The organism is Pseudomonas sp. PA15(2017) (assembly GCF_001945395.1).
Lineage (GTDB): Bacteria > Pseudomonadota > Gammaproteobacteria > Pseudomonadales > Pseudomonadaceae > Aquipseudomonas.
Window position 1 is genome coordinate 1 of sequence record NZ_MSXV01000016.1, and the last position, 7,874, is coordinate 7,874.

General features: G+C 62.9%; 9 protein-coding genes. 2 read left to right on the top strand and 7 right to left on the bottom strand.

Translation table 11 applies throughout. The features are described from left to right. Positions 1-236 precede the first annotated feature (236 nt). Positions 237-1,016, bottom strand: coding sequence for a class I SAM-dependent methyltransferase (locus BVH03_RS06435; protein WP_075960401.1), 780 nt, complete (start codon positions 1,014-1,016; stop codon positions 237-239). Positions 1,017-1,129: 113 nt separating this feature from the next. Between BVH03_RS06435 and BVH03_RS06440 the strand changes: the two genes are divergently transcribed. Beyond that, positions 1,130-1,549 carry a hypothetical protein gene (locus BVH03_RS06440; protein ID WP_075960402.1) on the top strand — a complete coding sequence of 140 codons (420 nt, stop codon included), beginning with the start codon at positions 1,130-1,132 and terminating at the stop codon, positions 1,547-1,549. Between the two features lie 14 nt (positions 1,550-1,563). On the opposite strand, the gene BVH03_RS06445 is transcribed toward BVH03_RS06440, so the two are convergent. From BVH03_RS06445 to BVH03_RS06470, 6 genes are all read right to left on the bottom strand, one after another. Beyond that, a complete protein-coding gene (locus BVH03_RS06445; protein WP_371915345.1) occupies positions 1,564-2,241 on the bottom strand; it encodes an extensin family protein in 678 nt (225 codons plus the stop codon). Positions 2,242-2,254: 13 nt separating this feature from the next. Then, on the bottom strand, positions 2,255-3,085 hold the full coding sequence (locus BVH03_RS06450) for an oxaloacetate decarboxylase (protein ID WP_075960404.1): 831 nt from the start codon (positions 3,083-3,085) through the stop codon (positions 2,255-2,257). Positions 3,086-3,190: 105 nt separating this feature from the next. Next, positions 3,191-3,409 carry a hypothetical protein gene (locus BVH03_RS06455; RefSeq protein ID WP_075960405.1) on the bottom strand — a complete coding sequence of 73 codons (219 nt, stop codon included), beginning with the start codon at positions 3,407-3,409 and terminating at the stop codon, positions 3,191-3,193. Between the two features lie 249 nt (positions 3,410-3,658). Continuing rightward, positions 3,659-5,299: a chaperonin GroEL gene (gene groL, locus BVH03_RS06460; protein ID WP_075960406.1), complete on the bottom strand. Its 1,641-nt coding sequence runs from the start codon at positions 5,297-5,299 to the stop codon at positions 3,659-3,661. A gap of 48 nt (positions 5,300-5,347) precedes the next feature. Continuing rightward, complete coding sequence (locus BVH03_RS06465; protein ID WP_042554944.1) at positions 5,348-5,641, bottom strand: co-chaperone GroES; 294 nt, start codon at positions 5,639-5,641, stop codon at positions 5,348-5,350. A 266-nt stretch (positions 5,642-5,907) separates the two neighbouring features. Continuing rightward, positions 5,908-6,366, bottom strand: coding sequence for an FxsA family protein (locus tag BVH03_RS06470; RefSeq protein WP_075960407.1), 459 nt, complete (start codon positions 6,364-6,366; stop codon positions 5,908-5,910). 312 nt (positions 6,367-6,678) lie between these two features. Between BVH03_RS06470 and BVH03_RS06475 the strand changes: the two genes are divergently transcribed. Next, positions 6,679-7,437: an SDR family oxidoreductase gene (locus BVH03_RS06475; RefSeq protein ID WP_075960408.1), complete on the top strand. Its 759-nt coding sequence runs from the start codon at positions 6,679-6,681 to the stop codon at positions 7,435-7,437. Positions 7,438-7,874: the final 437 nt, after the last annotated feature.

Below are 7,874 nucleotides of genomic sequence, written 5' to 3' on the forward strand. Positions count from 1 at the left end.
ATGTTTATGCAAGTTCATCCGGGGCTCCTGGAAGGCTGTGTTGGTCGCGCTTCCAGAATTCCGGGAACGCCCCGGATGAACAACCTACTGAGAGATCACACCTAGTCCATGCCCGTGATTTTTCGCGGGCATGGCCCGCTCCCACAGATAATCACCAATCCATCCCACGAGAACGACCGACCGCTTCCGCCACTGGCGGCCAAACGCTGCAGCCGAGCCGAAAGATCGTGAGCAGCCTAAGGCGTGAGTTTCTTCAGGGGGTAAATGTCGTAACGGCTGGACTTGCCCTCCAGCGCATAACCCGGTTTGGCACCCTCGATGACCGGTGCCTTGCGCGGGCGCTTGACCACTACGCGATGGCTGGCGAGTTCGAGCGCAGCCTCGAGCAACGCCGGCGCATCCAGGTCGTCGCCGACGAAGGGCCGGAACAGGCGCATCTCCTTCTTCACCAGAGCGCTCTTGTCGCGATGGGGGAACATCGGGTCGAGGTAGATCACTTGCGGCGCCTCGCCCTGCCAGCCGGCCATCAACTCGATGGCGTTGCCCTGCAGCAGGCGCATGCGCGCGACGATATTCGCCACCTCGGCATCGGCCGCCGCACGCTGCAGGCCGTCTTCGAGCAACGCACCGATCAACGGCTGGCGCTCGATCAGATCCATGTGACAACCCAGGGTGGCCAACACGAACGCATCGCGGCCCAGCCCGGCGGTGGCATCCAGCACCCGCGGGCGAATGCCTTGAGCGATGCCGACGGCCTTGGCGATCATCTGCCCGGCCCCGCCGCCGAACTGGCGACGGTGCGCCACCGCGCCCTCGACGAAATCCACCCGCACCGGCCCTGGTGCCTGCGGGCCCAGTTCGACCAACTGCAGGCCAGCTTCGCCCAGTTGCAGCGCATAACCGGCCTCGCCTTCCAGCGCCAAGCCCAGGCGCTGCGCCCATTGCTGCGCGCCGGTTTGCAGGTGTGGCACCAGGGCCTCCATGCGAATGCGCACGTCGGGCTGTAGTTCACTCATTGCGGATCGTCCATCGATTCAGAAGCGGCAGCTTTCAAGCAACCGCGGGCTCAACTCGGGCCGACAGCAGCCGATACCCATAACAGCGCTAGTTTGCCAGAGCCCGCCGTTCGATGTTCGAAGTCATCTCCCGTATTCCCGGTGACACCCGGGTAGCCGCCCAGAAAGCCGGTACGCCATCGAGCGCCAGCGCGGCGCTGTACGACCAGATTCTGCGCAGCGTATTGCGCGATATGGAAAGCGCCATGGGCCAGCCCGCGGCGTCGGCCTCGGTCACGGCGATCGCGGCCGACGAAGCGCCCGTACACGGCGTACGCACCCTGGAAGACGTGATGATGCAGCGTCAGTTCATCTGCTCGCTGAACGAGGTGAGCGCCGCTCTGCCCCTCGAAGAATTGGCACTGCAACAGCAGCCGCTGACGCCGACCGGCGCAGCCGAGAACGCCGCCAGCAACCCGCTGCTGGAAGAATCCCTGGCCCCCTGGGAACTGCTGATGGGCCACCTGACCTTGCAACAGCGCCTGGCTCGATAAGCCGCGGGTGCCCGTCAGCGGCACATGCGAAAGCCGCCCATATCCAAGTGAAAATGATCGCGGTGCGCTGCGTTGTAGTCCGGCCCCAGCGTGGTATTGAAGCTGGAGCAAGCCGCCTGCTGTACCTGGCGCAGGAACAGCGACTTGTCATCCTCTCCCGGCCAGTCGCGCAACACGCTGATGCGCCGGCCATCGTCCAGGCGAAAGCCGACGATATCCAGGGCATTGGCCGAGGCGTGCTGGCTGCGCCGCTGACTGCCAGCGATGGTGCGGCAGGCAAAACTGCCAACGTGGTCGACCTGCACCACGCGCTGGCCGAAGCGCTGTTCAGCCGCCGGTTGCAGGCCGTGGCGCTCGAACAGGGCGAAAGCCGCAGCCACCGGGCAGGTGGCAATGAAGCTGCTGCTCAGGCGCACGTCACTGCCCTGCACCCGGACCGTATTGGTCAGCGGGCAATCGACAGCAGGTGTACTGTCGGGCAGTGCAACGTAACGCAGCGCGGAAGTATCCAGCACCGTGCGGCATAGCTCGGCATCGCTCTGCAGGCGACGCAGCTTGTAGGCGGTCAGCCAATTGGGGGTGTCGCGCAGGTCCAGGGGTGCCCAGGGATTCCAGCGCGGCGGCACGTCGATCCACTGGCGGTACAGCGCCAGCGGGCCACCGACCACCACGAAGATCAGCAACGCGATCAGGAACTGCCGCACGTCAACCCTTGAACAAATCGTTGATGGCATCGAACGGCAGGGCTTGTCGAGCACCGCTCAGATCGCCGCGCTCGACAAGCCCGGTGGCTGCCTGCAGAAAGGCGCCATAGGCAGCGCGGGCCAGATTCGAGCCCAGGCTCACGCGCTTGACGCCCAGTTGCGCCAGCTCGTCCAGCGACAGCATTAGGCTCGGCGAGCCGACCAACACGTTGACCGGTTTGGGCGCCACCGCCTCGACCACTGCCTCGATCTGTTCACGACTGGTCAGCCCTGGCGCATACAGCACGTCCGCGCCCGCCTCGGCGTAAGCCACCAGGCGGCGAATGGTGTCGTCCAGATCGGCACGGCCGTGCAGGAAGTTTTCCGCTCGCGCCGTCAGGGTGAAGGGAATATCCAGTTCGCGAGCCGCCGCCACGCAAGCGCGAATGCGCTGCACCGCCAGTTCGAAGGGATAGATGGGGTGCTCCGAACGCCCTGTGGCATCCTCGATGGAGCCGCCGACCAGGCCGACCTGCACCGCCAGCCGTACGGTCGTGGCGCAGTCCTCGGGTGAGTCGCCATAGCCATTCTCCAGGTCAGCGACCACCGGCAGCGGCGTCGCCTCGACGATCGCCCTGGCATTGGCCAGCGCCTCGTCGCGGCTCACCGCGCCTTCGGCATCGCGTCGGCCCAACGAAAAAGCCAGCCCGGCACTGGTGGTGGCCAGGGCGTGAAAACCGAGCGCGGCGAGCATCTTCGCCGACCCGGCATCCCAGGGGTTGGGCAGAATCAGCAGCTCAGGCTGCTGGTGCAATGACTGAAGGCGCTGGCCACGCTCACGGTAGATCGACATCTGCTGCTCTCCTTGCCTAGAGTGAACACTCAGGGTATCGGAGTTCGCAGCAGGGAGAGAAATTCACTGTTCCGCCATTCAGGCAGAGGGAGCAACGGCGGATGATCAGCGCCGCGCGTGGGACAGACCCATCACCAATATCAATAGATTCTGGCTGGCTTCGGGGGAGGCTTGGGCAACCCGCTTACTGATAGGGCTCAGACAATTGCTGCGGTTGGTACTGTTGACCACGCCGGGGCCGGGCTCGTACCAGGAGGCCACCGCGACCGCCGAGACGCTCAATGCGGCGACGAGAAACAAACCTCTGGCGACACCTAAACTCATGATCGCAACCTCTTGATAGTGCGGCCAACGCGCTTGCTAACACTAGATCAGGATAAGTCATGGAAGGTTACAACATGACGAACGGTCAAAACCCTTCGCGGCATCCGCTGTCTCGCGGCCGGCGCGCAGGGCTCGCGGCGCGCCGGCTAGACGCCGGAGCCGCCCTTCATCCGAGGCTGACACGCAGACAATAAAAAAACCCCGCGCCAAGGCGCGGGGTTCTCGGTACAGCTCAGGGTGCCGGTCGGCTTACATCATGCCGCCCATGCCACCCATGCCGCCCATGTCCGGCATGGCCGGTGCAGGCTTGTCTTCCGGCAGCTCTGCAACGATCGCCTCGGTGGTGATCAGCAGGCCAGCGATGGAAGCGGCGGCTTGCAGCGCGCTACGGGTAACCTTGGCCGGGTCAATGATGCCGAACTCGATCAGGTCGCCGTACTCGCCGTTGGCAGCGTTGTAACCGTAGTTACCAGTGCCCTGCTTGACCTTGTCCAGAACCACGGACGCTTCGTCGCCAGCGTTGGCAACGATCTGACGCAGCGGCGCTTCGATGGCGCGGCGCAGGATGCTGATACCGGCGTCCTGCTCCAGGTTGATGCCTTTGAGCCCGTCCAGAGCGGACTGGGCACGCACCAGGGCAACACCACCGCCAGGTACCACGCCTTCTTCGACGGCTGCGCGGGTTGCGTGCAGGGCGTCTTCAACGCGGGCTTTCTTCTCTTTCATCTCGACTTCGGTGGCAGCGCCGACCTTGATCACGGCAACACCGCCAGCCAGCTTGGCCAGACGCTCTTGCAGCTTCTCTTTGTCGTAGTCCGAAGTGGTGTCTTCGACCTGCTTGCGGATCTGCGCAACGCGGGACTCGATGTCCACTTGCTGGCCAGCGCCGTCGATGATGGTGGTGTTTTCCTTGTTCAGGACAACACGCTTGGCTTGACCCAGGTGCTCCAGAGTGGTGCTTTCCAGGCTCAGGCCGATCTCTTCGGAGATGACGGTACCGCCGGTCAGAACGGCGATGTCCTGCAGCATGGCCTTGCGACGATCACCGAAGCCCGGCGCCTTGACGGCAGCGACCTTGACGATACCGCGCATGTTGTTGACCACCAGAGTCGCCAGGGCTTCGCCCTCGACGTCTTCGGCAACGATCAGCAGCGGACGGCCAGCCTTGGCAACGGCTTCCAGAACCGGCAGCAGTTCGCGGATGTTGGAGATCTTCTTGTCGACCAGCAGCAGCAGCGGGCCGTCGAGCTCGGCAACCATGGTGTCCGGCTTGTTGATGAAGTACGGCGATAGGTAGCCGCGGTCGAACTGCATGCCTTCTACGACGGACAGTTCGTTTTCCAGGCCCGAGCCTTCTTCAACGGTGATCACGCCTTCTTTACCGACTTTTTCCATGGCTTCGGCAATGATGTTGCCGATGGAGTCGTCGGAGTTGGCGGAGATGGTGCCCACCTGAGCAATGGCTTTGCTGTCGGTGCACGGCTTGGACAGGTTCTTCAGCTCGGCGACGATGGCCGCGGTGGCCTTGTCGATGCCGCGCTTCAGGTCCATCGGGTTCAGGCCGGCAGCGACCGACTTCAGGCCTTCGGTAACGATGGCTTGAGCCAGAACGGTAGCGGTGGTGGTGCCGTCACCGGCAGCGTCGTTGGCCTTGGAGGCCACGTCTTTCACCAGCTGGGCGCCGATGTTTTCGATCTTGTCCTTGAGCTCGATTTCCTTGGCGACGGAAACGCCGTCCTTGGTGATCAGCGGCGCGCCGAAGCTGCGCTCCAGGACTACGTTACGGCCTTTCGGGCCGAGGGTGGCTTTGACCGCGTCGGCCAGAACGTTGACACCAGTCAGCAGTTTCTTGCGAGCGGCATCGCCGAATTTTACGTCTTTAGCTGCCATGTTATTTGATCCTCAATTCTTGACGATTAAACGGAAATTCGCGGGCGATCAGGCTTCGACGACGGCGAGGATTTCGTTCTCGCTCATCACCAGCAGGTCTTCGCCGTCGACCTTGACGGTGTTGCTGCCGGAGTAAGGGCCGAATACCACCTTGTCGCCAACCTTGACGGCCAGGGCACGGACTTCACCGCTATCCAGAACGCGGCCAGTACCCACGGCAACGATTTCGCCCTGATTCGGCTTCTCGGCAGCCGAGCCCGGCAGCACGATACCGCCAGCGGTTTTGGTTTCTTCTTCGCTGCGACGGATCACGACGCGGTCATGCAAAGGACGAAGCTTCATTGTCGATCTCTCCCAATAGTTGTTGACATCAACCGGTGCTCTCACCGGCATGATCGTGGCGATGCGCAATGCACGTAACGCCGGAATATGTTTCGGCGCATCGAACGCCGAAAAACCTTGCGGTGACCGCTACATAAGGTCGGCCAGCAGCAATTCAAGGGCAGGCCGTTAAAATTTTTACCTTGGCTGCCCATCGATTTTCCGCCCCAAAACGAAAAGCCCCGGCCAGAGAGCTCTGACCGGGGCCTGTGCGCCGTGCGACGGAATCAGTCGCGACGCTCGTACTCACCTTCGAGCACATTCGGCTTGGCGGCGCCAGGCTGGCCGTTGCGGGCGGCCAGGTCATCGGCAAAGGCGCGCTGCCGCGCGGCCTGCTCGGCAGCGCGCTGGCGCACGCGCTCGACCAGCCAGCGCCGGGTGAACGGCATGAGGCAGAGCACGCCGATGACGTCGCTGATGAAACCCGGCAACAGCAGCAGACCACCGCCGACCGCCATCATCACCCCCTGCAGCACCTCCTGATCCGGCATTTCGCCGCGCGCCAGGCGCTCACGGGCACGCCAGGCCGTGGTGATGCCGGCAATACGCAGAATCAGGCCGCCACAGATCGAAGTGAGGATCACCAGGGCAATGGTCGGCAGCACGCCAATGGCGCTGCCCACCGAGATGAGCACGGCCAGTTCGAGGATCGGGAACAGCAAGAACAACAACATGAAAATGCGCATCGCGGTTTCCTTGACGGGAGAACATCTTCCAGTAGGAGAGAAGTATGGGGTGTTGCGCTTAATTCAAGCTGAAGTTTCGACTTCGCTCACCCACGCTGCGTTCAACGCCAGACGACGCGAGGCTTCGCGCACACCGGCCACGCTGTTACAGGATGTTGAGGCTTGCATGGGTAGCGCTGGTGCCCTGCCCACCTCGCGCTCTATGCTGCTGCCTGTACGTCATGGCAATCGACCGGCTCGAACGCGCGGCAGCAAGTGCGGCCTGGGCAAAACGCTGGTTGGCCCGTTCGACTTTCACTCTAGGGAATTGGCATGCAACTCAAAGATAAAGTCATCATCATCACCGGTGGCGGGCAGGGCCTCGGCCGCGCCATGGCCGAGTACCTCGCCGAGCGCCGCGTGCGCCTGGCGCTGGTCGATCTGAACCAGGAAAAGCTCGACGAAACCGCAGCGGCCTGCAGGGCGCTGGGCGTGCAGGCGCGTACCTACCTGTGCAACGTGGCCAACGAAGAGCAGGTCACCCAGACCATCGCCCAGATCGCCGAGGACTTCGGTTCGATCAACGGGCTGATCAACAACGCCGGCATTCTGCGCGACGGCCTGACCATCAAGGTCAAGGACGGCGAAATGAGCAAGATGAGCCTGGCCCAGTGGCAATCGGTGATCGACGTCAACCTGACCGGCGTGTTCCTGTGCACCCGCGAGGTGGCGGCGAAGATGATCGAACTGCAAAACGAGGGGGCGATCGTCAATATTTCCTCGGTGTCGCGCGCCGGCAACATCGGCCAGGCCAATTACTCGGCAGCCAAGGCCGCAGTAGCCGCCGACACCGTGGTGTGGGCCCGCGAGCTGGCGCGCTACGGCATTCGCGTGGCGGGCGTGGCCCCCGGTTTCATCGAGACCGACATGGTTGCCAGCATGAAACCCGAAGCGCTACAGCGCATGACCGAGGTGATTCCGCTCAAGCGCCTCGGCAAACCGAGGGAAATCGCCCACGCCATCGCCTTCCTGCTGGAAAACGAGTACTTCACCGGGCGCATTCTCGAGCTCGACGGCGGCGTGCGCCTGTAGCACGGCGGCCATGGACGGCCGCCCATAAAAAGGTCTTCGCATTTTCGCGGGGAGGATAGGCCCGACACCGGACTGGCAAATCAGTCTTCGCTGTCGATGGCTTGGCACTCTCCACGAGCACGCTGCCTGGCCGGGTGGGTTTCGCCCCTTACGGGCGAATCAAGGTGTGGCGCCCGTAAGGGGCGCAACCGAAAGGTCCAGTAGATGCGGGAATGGATCGTGCTAATTCAGTAGTGATACGCACACAAACTTGCCAGTCCGGTATCAACCCAAACTTTTCTCAAACCGTGCGTAGAACCATAAAAAAGCCCCGCACGCGGGCGTAATGCTGTTCACTTAAGCATTTGAGTCCAAGCCGGGGTTTCTAGAAAATCCGATACCAGCCTCCTGGTATCGGATTTTTTATGCCCATTCAGCAGCAACTGCTCGACCTCGGC

Coding starts and splice junctions, on each gene's coding strand:
- BVH03_RS06435 (WP_075960401.1), bottom strand. CDS start 1,016: ATGAGTGAACTACAGCCCGACGTGCGCATTCGCATGGAGGCCCTGGTG.
- BVH03_RS06440 (WP_075960402.1), top strand. CDS start 1,130: ATGTTCGAAGTCATCTCCCGTATTCCCGGTGACACCCGGGTAGCCGCC.
- BVH03_RS06450 (WP_075960404.1), bottom strand. CDS start 3,085: ATGTCGATCTACCGTGAGCGTGGCCAGCGCCTTCAGTCATTGCACCAG.
- BVH03_RS06455 (WP_075960405.1), bottom strand. CDS start 3,409: ATGAGTTTAGGTGTCGCCAGAGGTTTGTTTCTCGTCGCCGCATTGAGC.
- groL (WP_075960406.1), bottom strand. CDS start 5,299: ATGGCAGCTAAAGACGTAAAATTCGGCGATGCCGCTCGCAAGAAACTG.
- BVH03_RS06465 (WP_042554944.1), bottom strand. CDS start 5,641: ATGAAGCTTCGTCCTTTGCATGACCGCGTCGTGATCCGTCGCAGCGAA.
- BVH03_RS06470 (WP_075960407.1), bottom strand. CDS start 6,366: ATGCGCATTTTCATGTTGTTGTTCTTGCTGTTCCCGATCCTCGAACTG.
- BVH03_RS06475 (WP_075960408.1), top strand. CDS start 6,679: ATGCAACTCAAAGATAAAGTCATCATCATCACCGGTGGCGGGCAGGGC.